The following is a 25,860-nucleotide window of genomic DNA, read 5'->3' as shown; positions in this document are numbered from 1 at the left end:
GCGTGCGTCGCAGCGTAAGTGTTGAGGAGACGGCGAACATGCCGCACATTCGAGCGCGCGTTGGTGTCGGGGGTTAGAGCGACGATGAGGAACCCGGAGGGTCTGGCGTCCGATTTCGGGCACGCCGAGAACGCGGCGGCGGAGCTCGCCGATTTGCGCGACGCGTCCGCGGGGATGGAGGAGGCGAAGGGCGCGCGCGTCGCGATCGTCGGCGCCGGCCCCGGCGGGCTGGCGGCGGCGCTGCTGCTGGCCAAGCAGGGCGCGCACGTCACGATCTACGAGAAGGACTCGCAGGTCGGCGGGCGCACCAAGACGGTGACGGCGCCCGGCGGCTACAAGTTCGACATCGGGCCGACGTTCTTCCTCTACCCGCGCATCCTGGCCGAGATCTTCGAGGCCTGCGGCGAGAGCCTGGCCGACCACGTGGACCTCGTGCGGCTCGACCCGCAATATCACGTGGTGTTCGAGGGCGGCGGGGACATCAAGGCGACGCCGGACATCGCCCGCATGGCGGCCGAGATCGCCACGATCGCGCCGGAGGACGCCGAGAACGTCGCGCGCTTCATGTCGGAGAACCGCAAGAAGCTCGAGCTGTTCCGCCCGATCCTGGAGCGGCCGTTCGACAGCCCGCTCGACGTCGTCTCCCCCGCGATGCTGCAGGCGCTGCCGATGATGCGCCCGTTCTCCAGCGTGGACGGGGACCTCAAGCGCTACTTCCGGGACCCGCGGGTGCGGCTCGCGTTCTCGTTCCAGACGAAGTACCTGGGCATGTCGCCCTTCCAGTGCCCGAGCCTGTTCACGATCCTCTCGTTCCTCGAGTACGAGCACGGCGTCTTCCACCCGATCGGCGGCTGCGGCGCGGTGTCGGATGCGATGGCGAGGCTCGCCGAGAAGATGGGCGTGACGATCGCGCTCGACACGCCCGTCGACGAGATCCTCTACGAGGGCGACCGGGCGGTGGGCCTCGTCGTGAACGGCGAGCGCAAGCCGGCGGACGCGGTCGTGGTCAACGGCGACTTCGCCCACGCCGCGCGCCGGCTGATCCCGCAGGCGCACCGCCCGCGCTGGACGGACCGCAAGCTCGAGCGCGCGCGCATCTCCTGCTCGACCTTCATGCTCTACCTCGGCATCGAGGGCGATCTCGGCGACCTCGAGCACCACACGATCCTCCTGTCGGACGACTACGCCAACAACATCGAGGAGATCTCGAGCTGCCGGCTGCCGACGAAGCCCTCGTTCTACGTCCAGAACGCCGCGCGCACCGACCCGTCGATGGCGCCGAAGGGCCATTCGAGCCTCTACGTCCTCGTGCCGGTGCCGAACCTGCGCTCGGGCACGGACTGGGCGAGCGAGGCCGCGGCGTTCCGGGCGAAGACGCTCGATCGCCTGAAGGTGCTCGGTCTTCACGACATCGAGCGGCGAATCCGCTATGAGCGGGTGATCACGCCCGCCGGCTGGCAGGACGAGTTCGCCGTCAACGAGGGCGCGACCTTCAACCTCGCGCACGATCTCGGCCAGATGCTGTACTTCCGCCCGCACAACCGCTTCGGCAAGGGCGTCTACCTCGTCGGCGGCGGCACGCACCCGGGCTCGGGGCTGCCGGTGATCTACGAGGGGGCGCGCATCACGACGCGGCTCCTGCTGGAGGACCTCGCCGCCGAGCGCGCGCGGCCCGGCCGCTCGCTGTTCCGGCGCACGACCGGCGCGCCCGCCCGCGCCTGAGAAGAGAAGGACCACGACGTGCCGCTCCGCATCGCGCTCCTGTGCGCCGCTCTCCTCGCCGCCGCGCCGGCCCACGCCTCCGCCGCCTCGCTCGTCGTGCGGGTGAGCGGCGTCGCGGCCGGGGAGGGCCCCGTGTTCGTCGGCCTGTGCGACCGCGCGCTCGATCGCGACACCTGCCCGATCGGCAAGTTCCAGCGCGCGAGCGGCGGCACGCTCGCCTTCCGCTTCGACGACGTGGCGCCCGGGCGCTGGGCGGTCGCGGCCTACCAGGACGTGAACGGCAACGGCGCGCTCGACACCCAGCCGATCCTGGTCTGGCAGCTGCCGAGCGAGCCCTACGGGTTCTCCAACGACGTCGGCCGGTTCTCGCCGCCGACCTTCAGCGGCGCGGCCTTCGAGCTGCCGGCCTCCGGCGGCACGGTGTCGGTGCGGCTCGGGCGGCTGCCGCTCGACGACGAGAACGCGGTGCAGCAGGCTATCGAGCGACAGACCCGGTGAGGTCGGCGAGAGCAGCGAACGGATTGGCCTCGGGAACGGCCAGCGAGAGGAGCGTGACGTGAGTGGGTCTTCCAAGAAGGTGGCGGTGATCGGCGGCGGTCTCGGCGGGCTCGCCAGCGCCTGCGTGCTGGCGGCGCGCGGGCACGAGGTGACGCTCTTCGACAAGAATTCCTGGGTCGGCGGCAAGGCCGCGGTGCTGCACGAGGGCGGCTATCGCTTCGACATGGGGCCGACCATCCTCACCGTGCCGCGCGTCCTGCATCGCATCTTCGAGGAGGCGAAGCGCGACATTACGCAATACATGGACCTCGTGCGCCTCGATCCGCAATGGCGCTGCTTCTTCGAGGACGGCACGCAGTTCGACCTGTGCGAGAGCGTGCCGCAGATGAAGGCGGACATGAACGCCTTCGCCCCGGGCGTCGGCGCCGGCGAAGGCTACGAGCGCTTCATCGCGAAGTCGAAGAACCTGCACGAGATCTCCGAGCGGTTCTTCTTCTGGAAGCCGGTCGAGGACCTGTTCGACACGATCAACGTGCGCAAGAACTTCGACCCGAGCACGCTGCGCGACGTCATGGCGCTGCGCATGGGCGCCTCGGTGGCCGGCACGATCCGCTCGCACGTGAAGGACGAGCGGCTCTCCCAGATGCTCGACCACTTCACGCAGTACGTCGGCTCGAACCCCTACGGATCGCCGGCGGTGCTCTGCTCGATCGCCCACATGCAGGTTGCCGAGGGCGTCTGGTACCCGATGGGCGGCACCCGCGCCGTCGCGGAGGGCCTCGCCAAGCTCGCCACCGACCTCGGCGCGACCCTGCGGCCGTCGACCGACATCGTCGGGCTCGAGCTCCAGGGCAAGCGCGTGACGGGCGTCAAGACCGCCTCGGGCGAGACCGAGCGCTTCGAGAAGGTCGTGTCCAACATGGACTCGATCCGCACCTATCGCGAGCTCGTCGGCGGCGACGTCGGCGCGCGCTACGACAAGAAGGGCTTCGAGCCCGCCTGCTCCGGCGTCGTGCTCTATCTCGGGCTGAACAAGCGCTACGACCACCTCGCGCACCACGACTTCGTCTTCTCCCGCGATCCGGAGGAGGAGTTCAACTTCATCTACGACAAGGGCGAGCCCGCGCCGGATCCGACGGCCTACCTCGCCGCGCCGTCGGCGACCGACCCGTCGGTCGCCCCCGAGGGTGGGGAGGCGCTCTATGTCCTCGTGCACACGCCCTACCTGCGCCCGCACCACGACTGGTCGAAGATGTTCGCGCCCTATCGCGAGAAGATCATCGAGAAGCTCGAGCGTACCGGCGGCATGCCGGACCTGCGCGAGCGCATCGTGGTCGAGCGCCATCTGACGCCGCAGGACATCCACGACCGCTACAAGGTGCTCAACGGCGCGATCTACGGCCTGGCGAGCCACGGCAAGTTCCTCGGCGCCTTCAAGCCGGGCAACCGCTCGCGCGACATCGAGGGGCTGTACCTCGCCGGGGGCGCGGCGCATCCGGGCCCCGGCATGCCGATGGTGATGATGTCCGGCTGGATCGCCGCCGACGCCCTCGACCAGGACGCACGCGGCGGCGGCCTCGCCAAGGCGTCGTGAGGCGATGGCCGAGGGCGCGCCGCTCCCGCCCCGTTGGGGCGGGGACGATCCGCGGAGCGGATCAGGGGCGGGGTTCCCCGGCTCGACGCGTCCGTTTCGGCTGCGCCGAACGCGCGTCCCGCGCGCCCCATCCGTCTCGCCGGTGCGCGGCGATCCACCTTCCCCTACAGGGAAGGAGATGCGTCGATGAGCGCCGACCCCCGCGCCAAGGCGCGCCGGCTCGCGGCGCGGCTGCCGGAGGCCGAGCGGCCGACGCGGCTTCGTGATCCGCGGCGGCTCGGCTTCTTCACCTTCTACTTCAAGCGGTACTTCAAGAAGCACATGAACGCGCTCTGGATTCCCCCCTGGGGCGTCCCGCGCTTCGTCGGCGAGGCCGCGCCGCTGGTGCTCTACACGAACCACCCGGCCTGGTGGGACGCGGCGACCTTCATCCTCGTGGGCGACGCCTTCTTCCCCGCGCGCCAGTCCTACGCGCCGATCGACGCCGAGATGCTCGCGACCTACGGCTTCATGAAGCGCATCGGCGCCTACGGCATCGACCTCGAGAGCCCGAAGGGCGCGGCGGATTTTCTCTCCGCCTCCGCCGACATCCTGACGCGGGACGACGCGGCGATCTGGCTCGCGGCGCAGGGGCGCTTCATGGACGTGCGCACCCGGCCGATCGGGCTGCGCGCCGGCGTGGCGCGCCTCCCCGAGATCGCGCCGCATGCGCTGTTCGTGCCGCTCGCCATGGAGTACCAGTTCTGGGAGCAGCGCGGCGCGGAGGCCTTCGTCGCCTTCGGCGAGCCGGAGCGCGGGGCGGACCTCCTCGCCCTGGACCGCGCGGCGCGGCGCACCCATCTCGAGGAGCGGCTGACCGGCGTGCTCGACCGCCTGTCGGCGGACGTCGCGACCCGCGACCCGGCCCGGTTCGAGACGGTCCTCTCCGGCGCGGCCGGGGTGGGCGGCGTCTACGGGGCCTGGAAGCGCGCACTGGCGGCGATGAAGGGCGAGCGCTACGAGGCCGCGCACGGGCGCCGGCCTCATTCAGGAGACGACCGACCGTGACGGTGATCGCCATCCTCGCCCTCGCCTTCGCCGCCCTCGGCGCGCTGCTCGCAACGATGAACCTCGGCGCCATGCGCACGCCCGCCTTCCGCCCGGCCGGGGAGGGGACGCGCGTGTCCGTGCTGATCCCCGCCCGCGACGAGGAGGCGAACATCGCCGCCTGCGTCGAGAGCGCGCTCGCGAGCGAGGGGGTCGCCGTCGAGGTCGTCGTGATGGACGACGGCTCGACCGACCGAACGGCCGAGATCGTCTCCGCGATCGCCGCGCGGGACGCGCGCGTGCGGCTGGAGCGCGCGCCGCCGCTTCCCGCCGGCTGGACCGGCAAGGTCCACGCCTGCCAGCGCCTGGCGGATGCGGCGTCCGGCACGCATCTCCTCTTCGTCGACGCGGACGTGCGCCTCGCCCCGCGCGCCGCCGCCTCCCTCGTCGCCCATCAGGAAACGAAGGGGTTCGGTCTCGTCAGCGCCGTGCCGCGGCAGGTGACGAAGACCTGGGGCGAGCGGCTCACCGTGCCGATGATCAACTTCCTGATGCTCGGCTACCTGCCCGTGCCGATGATGCGCACGCGCCCCGACCGGGGGCTCGGCGCCGCCTGCGGGCAGATGATGCTCTTCCCGCGAGAGGCCTACGACGCCATCGGCGGCCACGAATCCATACGCCATCTCCTGCACGACGGCATCCAGCTCGCCCGGCGCCTGCGCGACCACGGCCGCATGACGGACGTCGTGCTCGGCTCCGAGCTCGCGGTCTGCCGCATGTACGACGGCTTCGAGCCGGCGTGGCGCGGCTTCATCAAGAACGCGCACGAGGGGATGGCCTCGTGGGGCCAGCTGCCGGTCTGGACCGCGCTGCTCGGCTTCGGCCACGTGCTGCCGCCGATCCTCGTGGTGCTCGCGATCGCCGGCATCGGCCCGCTGGTGCCGGCGCTCGGCGCGCTCGTGCTGTCGCTCGGCATGCGGGCGGCGATCACCCGCGCGACCCGGGAGAGCTGGTGGACGGTGCCGCTCCACCCCGCCACCGTCGGGGTGGGCCTCGCCATCCAATGGGCGTCGCTCCTGAAGCTCGGCCGCGGCCGCGCGGGCGGTTGGAAGGGGCGCGTGTATCCGGCACAATGAGCCCATGAGCATCGCCGCCGCGCCCGTTTCTACCAAGACCCACCGCGACGAGAACTTTCCCGTCGCCTCGCGGCTGATCGCGCGCCCCCTGCGCGCGCCGGTGCTCGCCTTCTATCGCTTCGCCCGCGCGGCCGACGACGTCGCCGACGATTCCTCCGCCGCCCCGCCCGAGAAGCTCGCCCGGCTCGAGACGCTGGAGCGGGCGCTGCGGGCCGGCGACCCGGCCGAGCCGCTCGCGGCGGCTCTGGCCGCCGCGGACCGGCGCTTCGGCGCGGGCGTCGAGGAGGCGCTCGTGCTGCTCGACGCCTTCCGGCAGGATGCGGTGAAGCGTCGCTACGACGACTGGGCGGAGCTCCTCGCCTATTGCCGGCGTTCCGCCGACCCGGTGGGGCGCTTCCTGCTGCGGCTGCACGGCGAGGACGCATCGGCGCAGGCGCCGGCGGACGCGCTGTGCACCGCGCTCCAGATCCTCAACCACCTCCAGGACCTGGAGAAGGACCGCGCCGCTCTCGACCGCGTCTACCTTCCGGTGCCCTGGATGGAGGAGGCCGGCGGCGAGGCGGCCTTCTTCGCGCCGGCGAACGCCGCAGGCCGCCGCCCGATCCTCGACGCCGCGCTCGACCGCGTGGACGATCTCCTCGCCCGCGCCGCGAACCTGCCCTCGCGCGTGCGCTCGCGCCGCCTCGCCGCCGAGAGCGCCGTCACGCTCGCGCTCGCGCGGCGGCTTTCGGCGAAGCTGCGGGCGGGCGATCCGGTGACGACGCGCGTCGCGCTCGGCAAGCGGGATTTCGCCGCCGCCTTCGCCGGGCTGCCGACGGCGCTGGCCCGGCGGCGGGCGTCGAGCGATCCGCGGGTGGTCAAGGACATCGTCGCCGTCTCGGGCTCCTCCTTCAAGCTCGGGATGGCCGCGCAGGCGCCGGAGCGGCGGCGCGCCAACTACGCGCTCTACGCCTTCTGCCGCGTCATCGACGACATCGCCGACGGCGCCGCGCCGCTTCCCGAGAAGCGCGCCTTCCTCGACGCATGGCGCCGGGAGATCGACGCGCTGCCCGAGGAACCGACGGGACCGATCGGCCGCGAGCTCGCTCGGGCGATGGTGGCGCACGACCTGCCGCGGGACGAGTTCCACGCACTCCTCGACGGGATGGAGAGCGACGGCCGGCCCCGCGTGCGCATCCAAGACGCCGCCGACTTCGATCTCTACTGCCGCCGCGTCGCCGGCGCGGTGGGCGTTCTGTCGGTGCGCATCTTCGGCGCGCCGGAGGCGCACGACTTCGCCCTCGTCGTCGGGCGCACGCTGCAGGTCGTCAACGTCCTGCGCGACGTCGACGAGGATGCCGCCATCGACCGCGTCTACGTGCCCCTCGATCGCCTGGCCGCGCTCGGCATCGCCGACGGCGAGGCGGCGGCGATGGTCGCGCACCGGCGTTTCGCGCGGGCCTGCGACGCGCTCGCCGCGGAGGCGCGCGCCGGCTTCGCCGAGGCGGACCGGATGCTCGCGCAGCTCGACCGCAGCGCGCTGAGGCCCGCGATCGTGATGATGGAGGGCTACCGCCTGCTCTTCGCCAAGCTCGTCGCCCGCGGCTTCGCGCACCCGCGCGGGCCGCGCCTGCGGCTGACGAAGCCGGAGAAGGCGCGGCTCATCCTGCGCGCGACGCGCATGCCCGGCGGCGCGCGATGATCCCGGGGCGCCGCCTGCACGTCGTCGGCGCCGGCGTCGCCGGCCTCGCGGCGGCGCTCGCCGCGGTGCGGGCGGGGGCGCAGGTGCATCTCCACGAGGCCGCCCCGCAGGCGGGCGGACGCTGCCGCACGGTCTCGCCCGCGGGCGGCTTCACGCACGACAACGGCACGCACGCGCTGCTCGGCGCGAACCCGCGAGCGCTCGCGATGCTCGCGCGGATCGGCGCCCGCGGGCGCTGGATCGAGCCGGAGCCGGCCGGCCTGCCGGTCTGGGACGCCGCCAACGGGCGGATCGCCCGCGTCGGCCTCCATCCGCTCGACTGGCTGCGCCCGGGCCTGCGGCCCGAGGGCCTCGGCCTCGCCGACCTGCCGCGCCTCGCGCGCCTCGCCCTGCCGCTGCGGGACAGGGCGATCGGCGACCTCTTCGCCGGGCGGGCGCTGCTCGAGAGCTTCGTCGAGCCGCTGACGGTCGCCGTGCTGAACACGCCCGTCGAGATCGCCTCCGCCCGCCGCCTCGGGCGGGCGCTGCGGCGCGTCGTGCGGCCGGGCGGCGCGCGGCTCTTCGTCGCCGAGCGCGGGCTCGGGCCGGATCTCGTGGCGCCCGCGCTGGACGCGCTCGCCCGCGGGGGCGGGCGCATCGCGCTGGGCGCGCGCCTGCGCGCGATCGACGTGCGGGAGGATCGCGTCGCCGCGCTCGTGATGGCGGATCGCACGATCGCGATCGGGCCGGGCGACGGCGTCGTCCTCGCGCTGCCGCCGGCGGAGATCGCCCGCCTCCTCCCGGCGCTGCCGGTGCCGGACGCCTACGAGCCGATCGTCAACGCGCATTACCGGGTGGCGGGGCCGGATCGGCCGCGCTTCGTGGGCCTGCGCCGGGCGCTGTCGCACTGGGCGCTCGCGCGGGAGGACCACGTCTCGGTGACGGTCTCCGCCGCCGGCGCGGCGGTGGGGGACGATCCGCAGGCGCTGGCCACGCGTATCTGGCGGGAGGTCGCCCCCGCCCTGCGCGCGGCGGGCGTGACCGTCGGCGAGCCGGTGGAGCAGCGCGTGGTCAAGGAGAAGCGGGCGACGATACGCCAGGCCGCCGGGCCGGACGGGCCGCAGCCGCGCGCGCCGTTCACCAACGTTCGCCTCGCGGGGGACTGGCTCTCGCGCCTGCCGGCGACGATCGAGGCCGCCGTGATCTCCGGCGAGGACGCCGCGCGCGATCTCCTCGCGGCGAGCGCGCCGCGCACCGTCCGCACGCAGCGGGCGCTCCCGGCGGAGAGCGCGCGATGACGCGCTCCCCTCTCACCGTGCTGCTCGCCGCCCCGCGGGGATTCTGTGCCGGGGTCGAGCGGGCGATCGGCGCGGTGGAGGCGGCGCGCGCGGCGACGGACCGCCCGGTCTACGTCCGCCACGAGATCGTGCACAACGGCCGCGTCGTCTCCGAGCTCGCGGCCAAGGGCGTCGTCTTCGTCGACGAGGTGGACGAGATCCCCGACGGGGCGGTGACGATCTTCTCCGCCCACGGCGTCTCCCGGGCGGTGGAGCGCCAGGCGACCGCGCGGGGGCTCGACGTGATCGACGCGACCTGTCCGCTGGTGCGCCGCGTCCACGTCGAGGGCCGGCGGCACGCGGCGGAGGGGAGGGCGCTCGTCGTCATCGGGCACGTCGGCCACGCCGAGGTCGAGGGCATCCTCGGGCGGATCGACGGCACGGTCCACGTCGTCGGCACCATCGCGGAGGCGGCGGCGCTCGAGCCGGAGGACGCGGAGCGCCTCGCCTACGTGACGCAGACGACGCTCTCCGTCGACGACACCCGCGAGATCATCGCCGTGCTGCGATCGCGCTTCCCGGCGATCGTCGGGCCGGACGTGAAGACGATCTGCTACGCCACGCAGAACCGCCAGGCGGCGGTGCGGGTGCTCGCCGAGCGGGCGCAGCGCATCGTCGTGTGCGGCGCGCCGAACTCGTCGAACGCGACCCGCTTGAGGGAGCTCGCCACGGTGCTGGGCCGCCCGGCGCGGATGATCGCCGACGCCGCCGAGCTCGACGAGGGCTTCGTCGCCGACGTCACCACCATCGGCCTCACGGCCGGCGCCTCCGCGCCGGAGGTGCTGGTGCGCGAGACGCTGGAGCGGCTTCGAGGGTGGCGCGAAGTCGTTGTGGAGGAGATCACCACCACGGTGGAGACGACGCGTTTCGCGCCGGTGGATCTCGGGGCGCTGGCGGGGCGGTGAGGACGGGCGGCGCGTCTTCCGGCGGAATTGCCTCCCCGGGACGGGCGCACTAGTCTGCGCCCCCGCCCACCCGGCCGCAGCACCCGGTTCCCATGCAGCATTTCTCCTCGAACGGCGTCGACATCGCCTACATCGACCTCGCGCCCACGGGCGAGGATCGGCACGAGCCGATCGTGCTCGTGCACGGCTTCGCCTCGAGCCACGCGGTCAACTGGGTCAACACGATGTGGACCAAGACCCTCGCCCATGCCGGGCGCCGGGTGATCGCGCTCGACAATCGTGGGCACGGGAAGAGTGCCAAGCTCTACGAGCCGGACGCCTACGGCTCGCAGGTCATGGCGGGCGACGTGCTCGCGCTGATGGACCATCTCGGGCTCGAGCGGGCCGACGTGATGGGCTACTCGATGGGGGCGCGGATCACGGCGCATCTGGCGCTGATGGCGCCCGAGCGGGTGCGCGCAGCCCTGCTCGGCGGGCTCGGCATCCACCTCGTCGAGGGCGTCGGGCTGCCGCTCGGCATCGCGGACGCGATGGAGGCGCCCTCCCTCGCCGCGCTCACGGACCCGATGCAGCGCATGTTCCGCGCCTTCGCCGAGCAGACCGGGAGCGACCTGAAGGCGCTCGCCGCCTGCATCCGCGGCTCGCGCCAGACCCTCTCGCGCGAGGAGGTGGCCTCGCTCGCGATGCCGGTCTTGGTCTCGGTGGGCACGAACGACACGGTGGCCGGCTCCGGCCCCGCGCTCGCCGCGCTGATCCCCGGCGCGCGGGCGCTCGACATCCCCGGGCGCGACCACAACCTCGCGGTCGGCGACAAGGTCCACAAGGCCGGCGTCCTGGCCTTCCTGGAGGAGCGGCCGTGAGCGCGACGCGCAGCTTCGTCGGCGCGGCCGGCAATCGCCTCGTCGGCGACGTCCACGGAGAGGGCCACCGTTCGGCGCTGCTGCTGCACGGCGGCGGGCAGACGCGCCACGCCTGGGAGGAGACCGCCCGGCGCCTCGCGCACGAGGGCTGGCGGGCCGTGTGCCTCGACCAGCGCGGCCACGGCGACAGCGATCGCGCGCCGGGCGGCGGCTATTCCTTCCTCGACTTCGCGGCGGACGCCGCCGCCGTGGGCCGGACGCTGGCGAGCGAAGGTGCGGTGCCGGTGGCGATCGGCGCGTCGCTGGGCGGCATCGCCTCGCTGCTGGCGCTGGGCGAGACGCCGGCGGGGGCGCCCGCGCCGTTCCGCGGGCTCGTCCTCGTCGACATCGTGCCGCGGATGGACCCGCGCGGTGTCGACAAGATCCAGGGCTTCATGCGCGCGCATGCCCGCGAAGGCTTCGCCTCGCTGGAGGCGGCGGCGGACGCGGTGGCCGCCTACCTGCCGCATCGCCCCCGCCCGCGCTCGCTCGAGGGCCTGCGCAAGAACCTGCGCGCCTCCCCGGACGGGCGCCTGCGCTGGCACTGGGACCCGGATTTCCTCGACGGCCCGCGCTCCGTCAACGCCGACTGGGAGCGGGCGGAGGCGCGCCTCCACCAGGCCACGCGCACGCTCGGCGTGCCCACGCTCCTCGTGCGCGGCGGCTCGAGCGAGCTCGTCACGCCCGAGGCCGCGCGGGACTTCCTGGCTATGGCGCCGGACGCGGAGTTCGTCGACGTGGCCGAGGCGCGCCACATGGTGGCGGGGGACGCCAACGACGCCTTCGCCGAGGCGGTGGTGGGCTTCCTGCGCCGGCGGCTCGATTGAGCGGGCGCGCGTTCAGGCGGTGCGGCGCTCCAGCATCGCGTTGAGGGTGACGAGGGCCAGCACCGAGGCGAGCACCATCAGGGGCACCGCGTCGAGGCCGATCGCGTCCGCCAGGAGGCCGCCGAGCGCGGGGAAGATCACGCCGCCGAGCATCGCCGCCGAGACCTGGAAGCCGATCGCGTGCGTCGCCACCGCCTCGCCGAGCCGTGCGGGCGTGCGCGACATCAGCATCGGGTAGACCGGCGCGCAGGCGAGGCCGAGCAGCACGATGCCGACGAGGCCCACCGGTGTCGGCGCGAGCGCGAAGGCGGCCGCGCCCAGCGTCATCCCCGCGAGGCCGAGCCGAACGGAGAGGTCCTCCCCGAGGCGGTCGGCGACCAGGCCGAAGCCGACGCGGCCCAGGAACAGCCCGCCCCAGAACAGCCCCGCCATCGTCCCCGCCAGCTCGACCGACAGGCCGCGCCCCTCGCTGAGCACGGTGAAGATCCACAGCCCCGCCCCGTACTCGACGCCGACGTAGATGCAGAACATCGCGATCTGCAGCCGAACGACGGGGTTCGCGAGGGCGGCGCGGGTCGTCACCCGGGCGGGCGCGGGGCTCGCGCCCGCGGTCTCCCCGGCCGTGATCGGCCCGCCGGCATCGGCGCGCCAGAGCCCACGGGTCGACAGGAAGACGAGCGCCATCGCCCCCATGATCAGCGCGATCGTGCCGTAGCCGAGCCGCCAGGAGCCGCCGACGACGAGCGCGCCCGTCATCAGGAAGGGTCCGCAGGCGGCGCCGAAGCCGAAGGCGGCGTGGAGCCAGGTCATGTGACGCGCGGAGAAGCGCGCCGCGGCATAGGCGTTGAGGCCCGAATCGATCGCGCCGGAGCCGAGCCCGACGAGGGGGGCGGCCGCGAGGAAGACCGGGAAGCTCGGCGCGACCGCGACGCCCACCAGCGCCGCGGCGACGAGGCCGGTCGAGCCCGCCAGCAGCCGCCCGACACCGACGGCCTCGAGCAGCCGCCCGGCGAAGAAGGAGGAGACGAAGAAGCCCGCCGCGGTCCCAGCCATGATCAGCCCGAGCCCGCTCTGCGGCAGCGTGAAGGCGTCGCGCACGAACGGCCACGAGACGCCGTGCGCGATGTCCGGCAGCGCGAGGGAGACGAACCCGAGATAGGCGACGACGACGAGGAGCGCGCGCGGAGCGGCGCGGGCGCCGGCGGTGGAGAGCGGGGGCAAGGGATGCGCGCCTTTCGATTGCGGGGCGCGGCCTTCCTACGGGATCGTCCCGTGATTTGGAAGCGGCCCGCGCCGCTCGTCCGCGAGACCCACGAGCCGCTCCAGCGCCGGCTGGGCGCCGGCGTTGGCACCGTGGCGCAGGTCGAAGGTCAGGCGCAGGCTCGCCTCCTCCACCGTGACGACGGAGCCCGCGAGCGGCGCGACATCCGGCAGGCGGAAGGAGAGCGGCTGGCCGGGGGCGAGTGCCACGGGCTCGTCGAGCGCGACCAGCGCGCCCGTGAGCGAGAGATCGCGCACGCGCCCGGGCACGACGCCCGTGGCCACGCGCACCTCGCAGGGAAGGTCCACCGGCACGCGCGCCGTGGCGCGCCGCTCGCCCTCCGGCGGGCGCCGCACGACGGCGAGGAGGCCGTCGGAGAGCGTGCGCACGCTGCGGGCGAGGTCCTCCGCCGTCTCGGCAATCCGGCTCGCCGTCCCCTCGGTCTCGCGGACGAGGCGGCGCAGCGCCGCGACGTCGCGCGCGCCGGTCTCCGCCCGGCCGCCGACGAGCCCGGCCCCGCGCCGGCGCAGGTCGGTGGCCAGCGCAGCGGTGTCGGCCGAGCGCTCCTCGATCCCCACGACGAGTCCCTCGATACCGTCCCAGGCGCCGGCGAGGAGCGCGGCGAGGTCCGCAATCCGCCGCGACGCCTCGGCGAAGCCGCGGGCGGAAGCGCCCGCGCGCACGGCGGCGAGGGAGACGGAGAGGGCGACGGCCCCGACCTCGCCGACGAGGCTCGCGACCGGCGGCGTGGCGAGATCGAGCGCGGGACGCAGATCCTCGGGATCGAGCCCCGCGAGCGCCTCGGCGATGTCCGCCTCCTCGCGCGAGAGCCGCCGCGCCGCGGTGCGGGCGCGCGGCGCGAGATCGTCGAGCGCGTCGGCCTCGCGCCGGATCGCGTAGGCGAGCCGGAACACGGCCTCGCGCGTCTGCGCGGACACGCCCTCGACGAGATCGTCCTCGTCGCGGCGCCATTCGACGGCGTGCGCCTGCTCGAGCCTCGGCGGCGTGACGGCGCTGTCGTCGAAGACGAGCTCGGACGACCGCGCCGCGTCCGCGGCGTCGCCGGCGAACCCTAGCGTCGCGAACGATCGGCGCATCTGGGCGAAGCGGCGTCTGACCTGGAAATCGAGCATGGTGCCCACGTGGGTGGTTCCGCGTTGTCACCATAAGCCCGCGCCGGTTCCGGAATCCTGAATCGATCGCGACCATAATGTTCGAAACGTGCACGCAATTCGCGATGCACGGCAGACGGGAGACACGCCATGCTGACCTTCGAGACGGGAAACGCCCCCGCCCTGACCCGCGAGGACGTGAAGCGCGGCCTCGCGGCGGGCGACATCCTCCTCGTGGACGTGCGCGAGCCGGCGGCATATGCGCGCGGCCACATCCCCGGGTCCGTCTCGCATCCGCTCGACGCCTTCGAGCCCGCGCGCCTGCCGCGCGACGGCCGGCGGATCGTCTTCACCTGCTCGGCCGGCGTGCGCTCGCAGCACGCCGCCCATGCGGCGCTGGCGGCGGGCATCGCGGGCGTGGCCCATTACCAGGGCGGCATCGAGGACTGGGTGATGGGCGGCGAGCCCGTCGCGCGCGCCGAGGGCGGCGCGGACGCTTCGGGCGCGGATGCCCATGCCGCGGGAGAGCGTTCCGGGCGCGACGACGGTTGACACGGGGCGCGGGGGCGCCACCCTCTCGACACCCGGGAACGAGGAACGGAGCACGGCGATGCGCCCCATGAAGTTCGGCGTCGGCCAAGCGGCGCGTCGCGTCGAGGATGTTCGCTTCGTCACCGGAGCGGGCACCTACACCGACGATCTCGCGCCGGACGGCGTGCTCCACGCCGTGATGGTGCGCAGCCCCCACGCCCACGCGCGCCTCGCCGTGGGTGATCTCGCCGAGGTCCGCGCCATGCCGGGCGTGCGCCTCGTCCTCGCGGCGTCGGACGCCGCGGAGCTCAAGCCGCTGCCCTGCCTCGCGCCCGCGCGGAATTCCGACGGGAGCCGCATGGCGACGCCGCCCTACCCGGTGATCGCGTCGGGCATGGTGCGCCACGTCGGCGACGTCGTCGGCGTGGTGGTGGCGGACACGCTCGCCCAGGCCCGCGAGGCGGCGGAGGCGTTTCCCGCACGGTACGAGCCGCTCGACGCCATCGTGGGCATCGCGGCCGCGGAGGAGGACGGCGCCCCGCTGGTGTGGCCCGACCTCGGCACGAACCTCGCGTTCGACTCGAGCGTGGGCGACGCGGCTGCGACGGATGCGGCCTTCGCCGCTGCCGCACGGGTGGTCTCGCTCGAGCTCGTCAACAATCGGCTCGTGACCAACTACGTCGAGCCGCGCGCCTGCCTCGCCGAGATCGACCGGGAGACCGGGCGGATCACGCTGACGCTGGGCTCTCAGGGCAGCCATCTCGTGCGCGACGTCGTCGCCGGTGTTCTCGGCCGCGAGCCCGGGACGCTGCGCGTGGTCACGCCCGACGTCGGCGGCGGCTTCGGCACCAAGATGTTCGTCTTCCGCGAGTACCCGCTCTGCGTGCTCGCGGCCGAGCGGCTCGGCGCGCCGGTGAAGTGGACGGCGGATCGCACGGAGCATTTCGTCGGCGACGCGCAGGGGCGCGACAACCGCACGCGCGCCGAGATGGCGCTCGACGAGGAGGGGCGCTTCCTCGCCATGCGGGTGACGATCGATGCGGATCTCGGTGCCTACCTCTCCCAGTTCGCGCCGTTCATCCCCACCGGCGGCGCCACCATGACGCCGGGCGTCTACGACATCCCGGCGGTGCACGCCCGCATCCGCGGCTGGTACACCAACACGCTCCCCGTCGACGCCTATCGCGGCGCGGGGCGGCCCGAGGCGGCCTACGTGATCGAGCGCCTCGTCGACCACGTCGCGCGGGAGATCGGCGCGGCGCCCGACGCCCTGCGCGCGAAGAACTTCGTCGCGCCCGACCAGATGCCCTACCGCACCGCGACGGGGCGCACCTACGACAGCGGCGAGTTCGAGGGCCACATGCGCCGCGCCATGGCGCTCGCGGGCTGGGACGGCTTCGAGGCGCGCGCCTCGGAGGCCCGCGCCCGCGGGCGCATCCGCGGCATCGGGATGGCGAGCTACATCGAGGCCTGCGCCGGCGGCGGGCCGGAGGAGGCGACCGTACGGATCGAGGCCGACGGCGGCGCCGTCGTGACGATCGGCACGCAGTCGAGCGGGCAGGGGCATGCCACCGCCTACGCCCAGCTGGTCTCGCAGCACCTCGACCTTCCGCTCGAGCGCATCCGCGTCCGGCAGGGCGACACCGACGAGATCGCCACCGGCGGCGGCACCGGCGGCTCGCGCTCGATCCCGATCGGCGGGGCCGCCGTCGCCGGCGCATCGGAGCAGGTGGCGACCCGCCTCGTGGCGCTCGCCTCCGACGCGCTCGAGGCCGCGGTCGCGGACCTCGAGATCGCGGAGGGCGCGGTGCGGATCGCCGGCACCGACCGCGCGATCGGCTTCGCCGACCTCGCCGCGCGGGCGGGCGAGCCGATCATCGCCTCCCACGCCTGGAAGCCGCCGGCGGCGACCTATCCCAACGGCACGCACGTCTGCGAGGTGGAGATCGACCCGGATACGGGCAATGTGGAGGTGGTCGCCTACGTCGTCGTCGACGATTTCGGCGTGACGCTGAACCCGCTGCTGCTCGCGGGCCAGGTGCACGGCGGCCTCGTCCAGGGCATCGGCCAGGCGCTGCACGAGCGCGTCGTCTACGACGCGGGCGGCCAGCTCGTCACGGCCTCGCTGATGGACTACCGGCTGCCGCGCGCGGCGGACGTGCCGAGCTTCGTCTTCGAGACCCGCAACGTGCCCTGCGCCACCAACGTCCTCGGCATCAAGGGCGCGGGCGAGGCGGGGACGATCGGCGCGGCGCCGGCCACGATGAACGCCGTCGCGGACGCGCTCCATCGCGCCTGCGGCCTCGTCCACATCGACATGCCGGCGACGCCACAGGCGGTGTTCGCGGCGATCCGGCGAGCCTGAGCGCATCCGGATCATCCCGACTGTTCCCCGGTCTTCGAACATGCGAATATTAGCATGTTCTAGATAAAAGCCCGAGGAACGCCATGACGACGAACCGCCGCAACGGGGAGGGGGGATCCGCCGCAGGTCCCTCCAGCATCAGCAGACGGGGCGCGCTCAAGGCGCTCGCCGGCGCCGCCGCGATCGGCGCCCTGCCGCTCGCGGGCTCCCCGGCCCGAGCCGCGCGGATCTCGAGCCGAAGGGTCGACGTGGTGATCGCCGGCGCCGGAGCCGCCGGCCTCACCGCCGCGGCGCGGCTCTCGGCGCTGTTGCCGAACGGCACGATCACGATCCTCGACGCGCGCGAGGCGCACTGGTTCCAGCCCGGCTTCACGCTCGTGGGCTCCGGCGTCTGGGCGCCGGGCCGGACGATCGACCGCAACGCCCGATTCCTCCCCGAGCGCGTCTCCTGGATCAAGGCCGACGTCGCCGAGATCGACCCGGAGGCCCGCCGCGTGGTCGCGACGACCGGCGAGGCGGTCTCCTACGACGTCCTCGTCGTCGCCACCGGCCTGGAGCTCGCCTACGACGCCATCGACGGCATGAGCCGCGACCTGATCGGCCGCGACGGTATCGCCTCGATCTACGCCGGGCCGGAGGCCGCGGGTGCGTCCTGGGTGGCGATGCAGGCCTTCGTCGAGACGGGAGGTGAGGGCCATTTCGGCCGGCCCGCGACCGAGATGAAGTGCGCCGGGGCGCCGCTCAAGTACACGCTCCTCACCGACGACCGCCTGCGCGGCGCCGGCACCCGCGGGCGGGCGAACCTGACCTATTTCGCACACAACCAGGGGCTCTTCGCCGTGCCGCCGGTGGCGGCCAAGGTCGCGGAGATCTTCGCCGGGCGCGACGTGACGTGGCGCCCCGAGCACGTGCTCGCCGCGATCGAGCCCGGCCGCAAGCGCGCCACCTACCGCACGCCGGACGGCATGGTCGAGGCCGGCTACGACTTCATCCACGTGGTGCCGCCGATGCGCGCGCCGCGCCCCGTGCGCGAGAGCGGGCTCTCCTGGCAGGAGGGGCCGCTCGCCGCCGACGGCTGGGTCGAGGTGCACAAGCACACGATGCAGCACACCCGCTGGCCGAACGTCTTCGCCATCGGCGACGTCGCGGGCGTGCCCAAGGGCAAGACGGCGGCGAGCGTCAAGTGGCAGACCCCGGTCGCCTGCGAGAACATCGTCTCGTGGCTCGAGGAGCGCGAGCTCACCGCGTCCTACAACGGCTACACGTCCTGCCCGCTGGTGACGCGGGTCGGCACGGCGATGCTGGTGGAGTTCGACTACGACAACAACCTGACGCCGTCCTTCCCCTTCATCGATCCGCTCGAGGAAAGCTGGGTCGCCTGGGTGATCGAGGAGAAGGCGCTGATGCCGACCTACCACGCCATGCTGCGCGGGCTCGCCTGAGGGAGGACGACCGATGAAGGACTTTTCTCCGCACACCCTCCTGGCCATCGCGCAGGAGACCTTCGGGATCTGGCTGTGGGTGGGCCTGCTCGCGCTCGCCGGCCTTCTCGCGCTCTACGGCTTCCTGGTGCTCGCCCGCGCTCCCTTCCGCGGCGGGCCTCGCACGGGAGCGCTCGTGGCGGGCGTGCTCGCGGCGCTCGCCGCCGTGGCGCTGGCGCCGCGACTGACCGATGCCGGCCACGCGCACCTCGTCGCCGGGATCGACCTCGTGGCGATGGCGCTGATCGCGGCGGGCGCCTTCGCCGGCGGCGTCCTCGTCGCGTGGCCGATCCTGGCGGCCCTGTTCGGCCTGCCGGGCCGGCGCCGCCGCGCAGGCCTCACCAACGCCGCGCCGCGCGCCTCCCGTTGAGCCGCGCGACTCGGGATCAGCGCTCGGCCAGCGCCAGCCGCAGGCCGAGCAGCCCGAAGGCGGCGGCGAAGCCGCGCTTGAGCCACGTCACCACCGCCGGCCGCCCGATCACGTAGGCGCGCGTCGCCGCGGCGAAGGCGCCGTAGCCGACGAAGACGACGAAGGTCAGCCCCATGAAGACGAGGGCGAGGACGAGCATCGTCAGCGTCGGCGTGGCGGTCGTGGCCGGGACGAATTGCGGCAGGAACGCGAGAAAGAACACCGACAGCTTCGGGTTGAGAATGTTGATCAGGAAGCCGCTGGTCACGATGCGCATCGGCGGCGTGGGCGCCTTGTTCTCCGAAACCTCGAGCGCGCCGCCCTCGCGCAGCATCGAGATCGCCATCCACAGGAGATAGGCGACGCCGAGATACTTCACGATCTGGAAGGCGAGGGCGCTCGTGTGCAGCAGCGCCGCGAGGCCGACGATGCTCGCCGCGATGTGCGGCACGATGCCGAGCGTGCACCCGAACGCCGCGAGGACGCTCGCCCGCCACCCGCGCCCGAGCCCGTAGGCCAGCGTGTAGAGCACGCCGGTGCCGGGCAGGAGGATGACGATCAGCGAGGTGAGGAGATAGTCGAGGCTCACGGGTGGGCTCCTACGGTAGCGCGAGAGCAGGAGATCATGCCTCGACGGCGAGCGCAACGCGCCTCCGTCCCGCAGTGGGGGACGGCCGAACGGCCCCGCCGCCGTGCTGCGCACGGACTCCTCCCCTCCGGGGAGGATGCGCGCTCAATGGTTGTCGCGCGGAACGCCGAAGGTCGTGGCTATGCGCTGGTACTTCGTCGCGGGCTCGAGCGTCATGCCCTCCGAGAGCTGCCTGACCATGCCGCGCTGGATCTCCTGCCAGGGCGTCTGGCTCGCGGGGTGCGGGAAGCCGCCCTTGGCCGCGAGATCGGCGCGGCGGCGCTCGAGCTCGTCGGGCGGGAGCAGGATGTCGGCACGGCGGCGGTTCAGGTCGATGCGGATGCGGTCGCCGGTCTCGAGCAGCGCGAGCCCGCCGCCGGCGGCGGCCTCGGGCGAGGCGTTGAGGATCGAGGGGGAGGCGGAGGTGCCCGACTGGCGGCCGTCGCCGATGCAGGGCAGGGCGCGCACGCCGCGCTTGATGAGCGCGCCCGGCGGCTGCATGTTCACCACCTCCGCCGCGCCGGGATAGCCGATCGGCCCCGCCCCGCGCATGATCAGGATCGTGTCCTCGTCGATGCCGAGCGTGGGATCGTCGATGCGGGCGTGGTAGTCCTCCGGGCCGTCGAAGACGACGGCGCGGCCCTCGAAGGCGAGCGGGTCGTCCGGGTTCTGGAGGTAGCGCTCGGCGAACTCCTTGGAAATCACGCTCGTCTTCATGATGGCCGAGTCGAACAGCGTGCCCTTGAGGTGCAGGAAGCCCGCCTTCTCGCGCATCGGCGACGCGTAGGGGCGAATCACCTCACGATCCCGCGAATGCTTGCCGCGGCAGTTCTCGCCCATCGTGGCGCCGTTGGCGGTGAGCGCGTCCTCGTGGATCTTGCCGGCCTCGATCAACTCGGCCATCACCGCGGGCAGGCCCCCGGCGCGGAAGTACTCCTCGCCGAGGAAGCGTCCCGCCGGCTGCATGTCGACGAGGAGCGGGATCTCGAAGCCGACGCGCTCCCAGTCGTCGCAGTCGAGCGGCACGCCGACGTGCTTGGCGATGGCGTTGAGGTGGATCGGCGCATTGGTCGAGCCGCCGATGGCCGAGCAGGCGACGATGGCGTTCTCGAAGGCCTCGCGGGTGAGGATCTCCGAGGGCCTGAGGTCCTCCCACACCATCTCCACGATGCGCTTGCCGGTGAGGTACGACATCTGCCCGCGCTCGCGATAGGGCGCGGGGATCGCCGCCTGGCCGGGCAGCGACATGCCGAGCGCCTCGGCGAGCGCGTTCATGGTCGAGGCGGTGCCCATCGTGTTGCAATGGCCGTTCGAGGGCGCCGAGGAGCCGACGATGTCCATGAACTGCTGGAAGTCGATGTCGCCCGCCGCGTGCCGCTCGCGCGCCGCCCAGATCACCGTGCCGGAGCCGGTGCGGCTGCCGTCCATCCAGCCGTTGAGCATCGGGCCGACGTTGAGCGCGATCGCCGGTATGTCGACCGTCGCCGCCGCCATGAGGCAGGCGGGGGTGGTCTTGTCGCAGCCGGTGAGCAGCACGACGCCGTCGAGCGGGTATCCGTAGAGCACCTCGACGAGGGAGAGGTAGGCGAGGTTGCGGTCGAGCGCGGCGGTGGGCCGCTTTCCGGTCTCCTGGATCGGGTGGCAGGGGAACTCGAGCGCGAGCCCGCCCGCCGCGGTGATGCCGTCACGCACCCGCTTGGCCAGCTCCATGTGGTGCCGGTTGCAGGGCGCGAGGTCGGAGCCGGTCTGTGCGATGCCGATGATCGGCTTGCCCGAGCGCAGCTCCTCCCCGGTCAGGCCGTAGTTGAGGTAGCGCTCGAGGTAGAGCGCCGTCATGCCCGGGTTGTCGGGGTTGTCGAACCACAGGCGCGAGCGCAGCTCGGCGGGAGAGATGCGGCGGCGCGCGGGCATGGCGTTTCCTCGTCGTTGGTCGTGCTTCGGCGCGGGATCATACGCGGCTCGCGCCGGCTGTCGACGGGGGAGGCCGATCGCGACGTCCCGGTCTCACGCCGGATCGCCGCGGGCGAGCGCGATCGCCTCCTCGAGCACCGTCTCGTCGCCGACCTGATTGGCCAGGATCAGCACGAGCCGGGTGTTGAGGGCGGCGCTCTCCTCGTCGGAGAGGCCGCGGTGGGCGTCGATCAGGGCGCGGTAGGCGCGGTCGGGGTCTGGCAGGCGGCTCGTCGTGTCGAGGCCGCCGGGGGCGCGGGCGGGGGCGGCTCGCGTCTCGGTCATGCGACGTCTCCCAGCATGCGGCGGGCGGCGGCGGCGACGCGCGCCGGGTCCTCGTGGCGCAGGCGCGCGGCGAGGTGCTGGTCCGGGCGCACGAGCCAGCTCGCGCCCGGCACCGCGTCGAAGCGCTCGCGGAAACGGCCCTCGATGTCGATGAGGTCCTTGCCGATCACGATCCGGCGCAAGCCCTCGGGCGGCGGGCCGTGGTCGGCGCCGTCGGGCATGACGATCTCCACCGCGTCCCCGCCGACCTCGGCGAGGAGCCAGGCGGGGGTGCCGTCCGCACGCTCCATCGGCGCGTCCGGGATCGGCGCGCCCAGCCGCGCCGTGCCGGCCCAGGGCTCGGCGTCGGGCGTCGAGAGCGGGCTGGCGCGATAGGTCGACGGCGTCGAGAGCCGGCCCGAGTTCACCATCCGCTCGGCGAAGCCGCAATCGCGCGCGAGCGTCAGCGCGGCGTCGCGAAAGCGCATCTCCTGCGCGGTGCGCGGCGCGATGAAGTCGGTCGCGCGGGTGGAGTGGCCGATGTTCTCGTCGGCCGCGGCGACGCGCTCGACGTCGTAGGTGTCGACGAGGCTCGCCGGCGCCTCGCCCCGGATCACCCGTGCGAGCTTCCAGGCGAGGTTCTCCGCGTCCTGGATGCCGGAATTGGCCCCGCGTGCGCCGAAGGGCGAGACCTGGTGGGCGGCGTCGCCGGCGAAGACGACGCGCCCGTGCACGAAGCGCTCCAGGCGGCGGCACTGGAAGGTGTAGACCGAGACCCATTCCAGCGCGAAGTCGTCATGGCCGAGCATCCGCGCGATGCGCGGGGTCACCACGTCCGGCTTCTGCTCGTGCGCCGCGTCGGCGTTCGCGCCCAGCCCGAGGTCGATGCGCCAGATCCCGTCGGGCTGCTTGTGCAGGAGCGCGGAGCGCCCTTCGTGGAAGGGCGGGTCGAACCAGAACCAGCGCTCGGTGGGAAAGGCCTCCGACATCCGCACGTCCGCGATGAGGAAGCGCTCCTCGAAGGCCTCGCCGACGAAGTCGAGGCCGAGCATGGCCCGGGTCGGCGAGCGCGCGCCGTCGGCGGCGACGACCCAGTCCGCGCGCAGCGTGTAGGGACCGTCCGGCGTCTCGATCGTCAGCGCCGCGCCGTCGGGGAGATGCGCGAGGCCCGTCACCTTGTTGCGCCAGCGGATGTCGAGCGCGTCGAGCTCGCCGGCGCGCTGCACCAGGAAGTGCTCCAGGTAGTATTGCTGCAGGTTCACGAAGGCCGGCATGGCGTGGCCGGTCTCGGGGAGCAGGTCGAAGGCGTAGAGCGCATCCTCGCCCTGGAACACGCGCCCGAGCTTCCAGGTCACGCCCTTCTCGACGCAGGCGCGCCCGACGCCGAGCCGATCGAGGATCTCCAGCGTGCGCTTGGCCCAGCACAGCCCCCGCGAGCCCGCGCCGATCCGGTCGGCGTCGTCGAGGAGCACGACGGGCACGCCGCGCTGGGCGAGGTCGATCGCGCAGGCGAGGCCGACCGGTCCGGCGCCGATCACCACGACGGGGCGGCGCACGACCGCGCCGTCCTGGTCCGGCGAGCGGTGATAGGAGAACTGGTAGAGGGACTTGCGGGCGTTTTCCGCCATTTGCCGCGAACCTCCCTTGATTTCGGTTCGGCCGCACCGACACGGGCGACCGAGCTCCCAATAATCCTGCGTATCCAGTCGGTACACCATTCCTTCCGGCTGGGGTCGAGGTGAGCCTGCGGCGCAGGCCTGCCTTCCCCCTCGTGGGGAAGGTGCCCCCGGAGGGGGCGGATGGGGGGCGGGATGCAGCGCGAGCCACGTCCGAGCTGTCGCGACCGTGATCGCCGCTGCATCGGCGTCGAGCACGTTCTGCACGCCCCCCACCCCCGGCCCCTCCCCACGAGGGGGAGGGGAGAACGTCGGCGGGCTGCACCCACGGAGTGCACCAAGCTCTGCCGGCTTCCTTCGACGAGGAGGTGCCGGCCGTCGGCTCACCCCTGGAGCGCCGCCCACATCTCGCGGTCGCGCTCGGCGGTCCAGATCGTCGGATGGTCGACGCCGGACGCCTCGTCGTAGGCGCGTGCCACGTTGAAGGGCTGGCAGTGCTCGTAGATGGCGAAGGAGCCGAAGCGCGGGTCCATGACGGACCGCGTCGCGTCGTAGGTCTCCTTGAGCGAGCGGCCCCTGGCGACCGACAGCTCGGCCTGGGTGTAGAGCGTCTGAACGAAGTCTCGCGTCATGGCGATCGCCTCGCGCACCGTGGCGCGGTCGGTCAGCGCGTCGCCGCGGCCCGGGACGAGCGCCTTCGGGTCGGCGTTGCGGATGCCGTTCAGCGTCTCGGGCCACTCGCGCAGGTGGGCGTCGCCGCAATAGCAGGCGGAGTGGTACTCGACGAGGTCGCCGGAGAACATCACCTGCGCATCCGGCACCCAGGCGACCACGTCGCCCGCCGTGTGCCCCGCGCCGAGGTGGTAGAGCTTCACCTCGCGCTTGCCGAGGAAGACGCTCATCTCGGTGTCGAAGACGAGGTTCGGCCGGGTCAGGCCGGGAATCGAATCGGCGCCGCGGAAGAGCCGCGGGAAGCGGCCGAGCTCGCTCTCCCAGTCCTGCTGCCCGCGCTCCTGGATCAGCGCCATCGTCAGGTCGGACGCGATGACGCCCTGCGCGCCGTAGGCGGAGGCGCCCAGCACGCGCACCGCGTGGTAGTGCGTCAGCAACACGTACTTGATCGGCTTGTCGGTCACGGTCCGCACGCGGGCGATCACGTCCTGCGCCATCGCCGGCGTCGCCTGTGCGTCGATCACCATGCAGCAATCGTCGCCGACGATGATGCCGGAATTGGGGTCGCCCTGCGCCGTGTAGGCGTAGAGGTCCGGCCCGATCTCCTCGAAGGTGACGGTCTTCTCGGTCATGTCGCCCGTCGAGGCGAAGCTCTTGGTCATTATTGTCTCCCGTTGCTCTTCAATTGATCGAGGCGGTTGGGCGCGCCTATCCTTTCCTGTAGGGGAAGGTGGCCCGACGCGAAGCGGCGGGACGGATGGGGCGCGCCGAAGGCGCGTTCCGCGAAGCGGAAATTGGGCGCCTCCAAGCCGTCCGGCCCTGCATAGATTCGGCTTCGCCGAACGCGCGTCCCGCGCGCCCCATCCGTCTCGGCTTCGCCGAGCCACCTTCTCCTACAGGGAAGGATTGCGATGGCGAAGCGGGTAGACGCTGCTGCTCCTCCTCCTCCCTCAACCCGTCTCCACCACCTGCTCGATCGCCCCGAACAGCGAGTGGCCGGCCTCGTCCTTCATCTCGATGCGCACACTGTCGCCGAACCTCAGGAACGGCGTGCGCGCCTCGCCCGTCGCGATCGTCTCGACCATGCGGACCTCCGCGATGCAGGAATAGCCGAGGCCGCCCTGGTCGACCGGCCGCCCGGGGCCGCCGCCCTCGTCCCGGTTCGAGACCGTGCCCGAGCCGATGATCGTTCCGGCCGACAAGGGCCGCGTGCGCGCCGCGTGGGCGATCAGGCGGGGGAAGTCGAAGGTCATGTCGACGCCGGCGTTCGGGCGGCCGAAGGGCTTTCCGTTGACGTAGCTGAGCAGCGGAAGCGAGACCTTTCCGCCGGCCCACGCCGCGCCGAGCTCGTCGGGCGTCACCGCCACGGGCGAGAAGGCGGAGGAGGGCTTGGCCTGGAAGAAGCCGAATCCCTTGGCGAGCTCGCCCGGGATGAGGTTGCGCAGCGAGACGTCGTTCACGAGCATAACCAGCCGGATCGCGTCCGCCGCGACCTCGGGCGTCGCGCCCATGGGCACGTCGCCGACGACGACGGCGATCTCCGCCTCGAAGTCGATGCCGAAGGCCTCGTCCGCCATGCGAATCGGGTCGCGCGGGCCGAGGAAGGCGTCCGAGCCGCCCTGGTACATCAGCGGATCGGTCCAGAAGCTCTCCGGCATCTCGGCCCCGCGCGCCTTGCGGACCAGCTCCACGTGATTCACGTAGGCCGACCCGTCCGCCCACTGATAGGCGCGGGGGAGGGGCGAGGCGCAGTCGTGCTCGTGGAAGCGGAAGGAAGGGACGGCCCCGTGCTCCAGGCTCTCCGCGAGATCCGCGAGGCGCGGCGCCACGCGCTCCCAGTCGTCGAGCGCCGCCTGTAGCGTGGCGACGACGGGAAAGGCGTCCGTGGCGTGCGTCAGGTCGCGCGAGACGACCACGAGGCGGCCGTCGCGGCCGTGCTTGAGAGAGGCTAATTTCATGGCGTAGCG

The 25,860-nt window shown here is 73.1% G+C and carries 22 protein-coding genes; 14 read left to right on the top strand and 8 right to left on the bottom strand.

Features of this window, described 5'->3' with window-relative positions; genetic code table 11:
• The first annotated feature begins 174 nt into the window (after positions 1-174).
• The 10 genes from crtI (at position 175) to ACTZWW_RS08890 (ending at position 11,604) form a co-directional block, all read left to right on the top strand.
• Positions 175-1,722 (top strand): phytoene desaturase family protein, encoded by a 1,548-nt coding sequence (gene crtI / locus ACTZWW_RS08935; protein ID WP_444780611.1) that lies wholly within the window; start codon positions 175-177, stop codon positions 1,720-1,722.
• 18 nt (positions 1,723-1,740) lie between these two features.
• Entirely contained in the window at positions 1,741-2,220 is a 480-nt protein-coding gene (locus tag ACTZWW_RS08930; RefSeq protein WP_444780597.1) for a DUF2141 domain-containing protein, read from the top strand.
• Positions 2,221-2,278: 58 nt separating this feature from the next.
• On the top strand, positions 2,279-3,814 hold the full coding sequence (locus ACTZWW_RS08925; protein ID WP_444780596.1) for a phytoene desaturase family protein: 1,536 nt from the start codon (positions 2,279-2,281) through the stop codon (positions 3,812-3,814).
• 321 nt (positions 3,815-4,135) lie between these two features.
• The gene (locus ACTZWW_RS08920; protein ID WP_444780610.1) at positions 4,136-4,861 is read left to right on the top strand and encodes a lysophospholipid acyltransferase family protein; all 726 of its coding nucleotides are present in this window, start codon (positions 4,136-4,138) and stop codon (positions 4,859-4,861) included.
• On the top strand, positions 4,858-5,976 hold the full coding sequence (locus ACTZWW_RS08915) for a glycosyltransferase (RefSeq protein WP_444780595.1): 1,119 nt from the start codon (positions 4,858-4,860) through the stop codon (positions 5,974-5,976). Before ACTZWW_RS08920 ends, ACTZWW_RS08915 begins: the two co-directional genes overlap by 4 nt.
• Before the next feature lie 4 nt (positions 5,977-5,980).
• Positions 5,981-7,657: a squalene/phytoene synthase family protein gene (locus tag ACTZWW_RS08910; protein WP_444780594.1), complete on the top strand. Its 1,677-nt coding sequence runs from the start codon at positions 5,981-5,983 to the stop codon at positions 7,655-7,657.
• Positions 7,654-8,934: a hydroxysqualene dehydroxylase gene (locus tag ACTZWW_RS08905; RefSeq protein ID WP_444780593.1), complete on the top strand. Its 1,281-nt coding sequence runs from the start codon at positions 7,654-7,656 to the stop codon at positions 8,932-8,934. Before ACTZWW_RS08910 ends, ACTZWW_RS08905 begins: the two co-directional genes overlap by 4 nt.
• Positions 8,931-9,878 (top strand): 4-hydroxy-3-methylbut-2-enyl diphosphate reductase, encoded by a 948-nt coding sequence (gene ispH / locus ACTZWW_RS08900; protein WP_444780592.1) that lies wholly within the window; start codon positions 8,931-8,933, stop codon positions 9,876-9,878. Before ACTZWW_RS08905 ends, ispH begins: the two co-directional genes overlap by 4 nt.
• A 92-nt stretch (positions 9,879-9,970) precedes the next feature.
• Positions 9,971-10,738, top strand: coding sequence for an alpha/beta fold hydrolase (locus ACTZWW_RS08895; protein ID WP_444780591.1), 768 nt, complete (start codon positions 9,971-9,973; stop codon positions 10,736-10,738).
• The gene (locus ACTZWW_RS08890) at positions 10,735-11,604 is read left to right on the top strand and encodes an alpha/beta fold hydrolase (RefSeq protein ID WP_444780590.1); all 870 of its coding nucleotides are present in this window, start codon (positions 10,735-10,737) and stop codon (positions 11,602-11,604) included. Before ACTZWW_RS08895 ends, ACTZWW_RS08890 begins: the two co-directional genes overlap by 4 nt.
• Positions 11,605-11,616: 12 nt before the next feature.
• On the opposite strand, the gene ACTZWW_RS08885 is transcribed toward ACTZWW_RS08890, so the two are convergent.
• Both ACTZWW_RS08885 and ACTZWW_RS08880 read right to left on the bottom strand, forming a co-directional pair.
• A complete protein-coding gene (locus tag ACTZWW_RS08885; RefSeq protein WP_444780589.1) occupies positions 11,617-12,825 on the bottom strand; it encodes an MFS transporter in 1,209 nt (402 codons plus the stop codon).
• A gap of 36 nt (positions 12,826-12,861) precedes the next feature.
• Positions 12,862-13,998, bottom strand: a complete 1,137-nt coding sequence (locus ACTZWW_RS08880) for a PilZ domain-containing protein (protein WP_444780609.1) — start codon at positions 13,996-13,998, stop codon at positions 12,862-12,864.
• A gap of 129 nt (positions 13,999-14,127) precedes the next feature.
• Here ACTZWW_RS08880 and ACTZWW_RS08875 point away from each other — a divergent pair, with 129 nt between their 5' ends.
• From ACTZWW_RS08875 to ACTZWW_RS08860, 4 genes are all read left to right on the top strand, one after another.
• Complete coding sequence (locus ACTZWW_RS08875; RefSeq protein WP_444780588.1) at positions 14,128-14,529, top strand: rhodanese-like domain-containing protein; 402 nt, start codon at positions 14,128-14,130, stop codon at positions 14,527-14,529.
• A 58-nt stretch (positions 14,530-14,587) separates the two neighbouring features.
• A complete protein-coding gene (locus tag ACTZWW_RS08870) occupies positions 14,588-16,873 on the top strand; it encodes a xanthine dehydrogenase family protein molybdopterin-binding subunit (protein ID WP_444780587.1) in 2,286 nt (761 codons plus the stop codon).
• 83 nt (positions 16,874-16,956) lie between these two features.
• The gene (locus ACTZWW_RS08865; RefSeq protein WP_444780586.1) at positions 16,957-18,315 is read left to right on the top strand and encodes an NAD(P)/FAD-dependent oxidoreductase; all 1,359 of its coding nucleotides are present in this window, start codon (positions 16,957-16,959) and stop codon (positions 18,313-18,315) included.
• Between the two features lie 13 nt (positions 18,316-18,328).
• Complete coding sequence (locus ACTZWW_RS08860) at positions 18,329-18,724, top strand: DUF5368 family protein (protein WP_444780585.1); 396 nt, start codon at positions 18,329-18,331, stop codon at positions 18,722-18,724.
• Positions 18,725-18,740: 16 nt separating this feature from the next.
• Here the strand turns inward: ACTZWW_RS08860 and ACTZWW_RS08855 are convergent, their stop codons facing one another.
• The 6 genes from ACTZWW_RS08855 to ACTZWW_RS08830 form a co-directional block, all read right to left on the bottom strand.
• A complete protein-coding gene (locus ACTZWW_RS08855; RefSeq protein ID WP_444780584.1) occupies positions 18,741-19,352 on the bottom strand; it encodes a LysE family translocator in 612 nt (203 codons plus the stop codon).
• Positions 19,353-19,496: 144 nt separating this feature from the next.
• Entirely contained in the window at positions 19,497-21,302 is a 1,806-nt protein-coding gene (locus ACTZWW_RS08850) for an IlvD/Edd family dehydratase (RefSeq protein WP_444780583.1), read from the bottom strand.
• 93 nt (positions 21,303-21,395) lie between these two features.
• The gene (locus ACTZWW_RS08845) at positions 21,396-21,626 is read right to left on the bottom strand and encodes a DUF2783 domain-containing protein (RefSeq protein ID WP_444780582.1); all 231 of its coding nucleotides are present in this window, start codon (positions 21,624-21,626) and stop codon (positions 21,396-21,398) included.
• The gene (locus ACTZWW_RS08840; protein ID WP_444780581.1) at positions 21,623-23,233 is read right to left on the bottom strand and encodes an FAD-dependent oxidoreductase; all 1,611 of its coding nucleotides are present in this window, start codon (positions 23,231-23,233) and stop codon (positions 21,623-21,625) included. The genes ACTZWW_RS08845 and ACTZWW_RS08840 overlap by 4 nt, the downstream gene beginning before the upstream one ends.
• A gap of 371 nt (positions 23,234-23,604) precedes the next feature.
• Positions 23,605-24,555, bottom strand: coding sequence for an MBL fold metallo-hydrolase (locus ACTZWW_RS08835; protein ID WP_444780580.1), 951 nt, complete (start codon positions 24,553-24,555; stop codon positions 23,605-23,607).
• Between the two features lie 288 nt (positions 24,556-24,843).
• Positions 24,844-25,851 carry a fumarylacetoacetate hydrolase family protein gene (locus tag ACTZWW_RS08830; protein ID WP_444780579.1) on the bottom strand — a complete coding sequence of 336 codons (1,008 nt, stop codon included), beginning with the start codon at positions 25,849-25,851 and terminating at the stop codon, positions 24,844-24,846.
• Positions 25,852-25,860 lie beyond the last annotated feature (9 nt).

The sequence above is a fragment of the Salinarimonas sp. NSM genome (genome assembly GCF_052380005.1).
In the GTDB taxonomy this organism is placed as follows: Bacteria; Pseudomonadota; Alphaproteobacteria; order Rhizobiales; family Beijerinckiaceae; genus Salinarimonas.
This window is presented reverse-complemented; position numbering and strand designations above follow the sequence as displayed.

Bases quoted from the DNA above. Each gene is read 5' to 3' on its own strand.
- ACTZWW_RS08905 (WP_444780593.1), top strand. From the start codon at position 7,654: ATGATCCCGGGGCGCCGCCTGCACGTCGTCGGCGCCGGCGTCGCCGGC.
- ACTZWW_RS08840 (WP_444780581.1), bottom strand. From the start codon at position 23,233: ATGGCGGAAAACGCCCGCAAGTCCCTCTACCAGTTCTCCTATCACCGC.
- ACTZWW_RS08830 (WP_444780579.1), bottom strand. From the start codon at position 25,851: ATGAAATTAGCCTCTCTCAAGCACGGCCGCGACGGCCGCCTCGTGGTC.
- ACTZWW_RS08895 (WP_444780591.1), top strand. From the start codon at position 9,971: ATGCAGCATTTCTCCTCGAACGGCGTCGACATCGCCTACATCGACCTC.
- crtI (WP_444780611.1), top strand. From the start codon at position 175: ATGGAGGAGGCGAAGGGCGCGCGCGTCGCGATCGTCGGCGCCGGCCCC.
- ACTZWW_RS08875 (WP_444780588.1), top strand. From the start codon at position 14,128: ATGCTGACCTTCGAGACGGGAAACGCCCCCGCCCTGACCCGCGAGGAC.
- ACTZWW_RS08880 (WP_444780609.1), bottom strand. From the start codon at position 13,998: ATGCTCGATTTCCAGGTCAGACGCCGCTTCGCCCAGATGCGCCGATCG.
- ACTZWW_RS08845 (WP_444780582.1), bottom strand. From the start codon at position 21,626: ATGACCGAGACGCGAGCCGCCCCCGCCCGCGCCCCCGGCGGCCTCGAC.
- ACTZWW_RS08865 (WP_444780586.1), top strand. From the start codon at position 16,957: ATGACGACGAACCGCCGCAACGGGGAGGGGGGATCCGCCGCAGGTCCC.
- ispH (WP_444780592.1), top strand. From the start codon at position 8,931: ATGACGCGCTCCCCTCTCACCGTGCTGCTCGCCGCCCCGCGGGGATTC.
- ACTZWW_RS08850 (WP_444780583.1), bottom strand. From the start codon at position 21,302: ATGCCCGCGCGCCGCCGCATCTCTCCCGCCGAGCTGCGCTCGCGCCTG.
- ACTZWW_RS08910 (WP_444780594.1), top strand. From the start codon at position 5,981: ATGAGCATCGCCGCCGCGCCCGTTTCTACCAAGACCCACCGCGACGAG.
- ACTZWW_RS08920 (WP_444780610.1), top strand. From the start codon at position 4,136: ATGAACGCGCTCTGGATTCCCCCCTGGGGCGTCCCGCGCTTCGTCGGC.
- ACTZWW_RS08835 (WP_444780580.1), bottom strand. From the start codon at position 24,555: ATGACCAAGAGCTTCGCCTCGACGGGCGACATGACCGAGAAGACCGTC.
- ACTZWW_RS08870 (WP_444780587.1), top strand. From the start codon at position 14,588: ATGCGCCCCATGAAGTTCGGCGTCGGCCAAGCGGCGCGTCGCGTCGAG.
- ACTZWW_RS08860 (WP_444780585.1), top strand. From the start codon at position 18,329: ATGAAGGACTTTTCTCCGCACACCCTCCTGGCCATCGCGCAGGAGACC.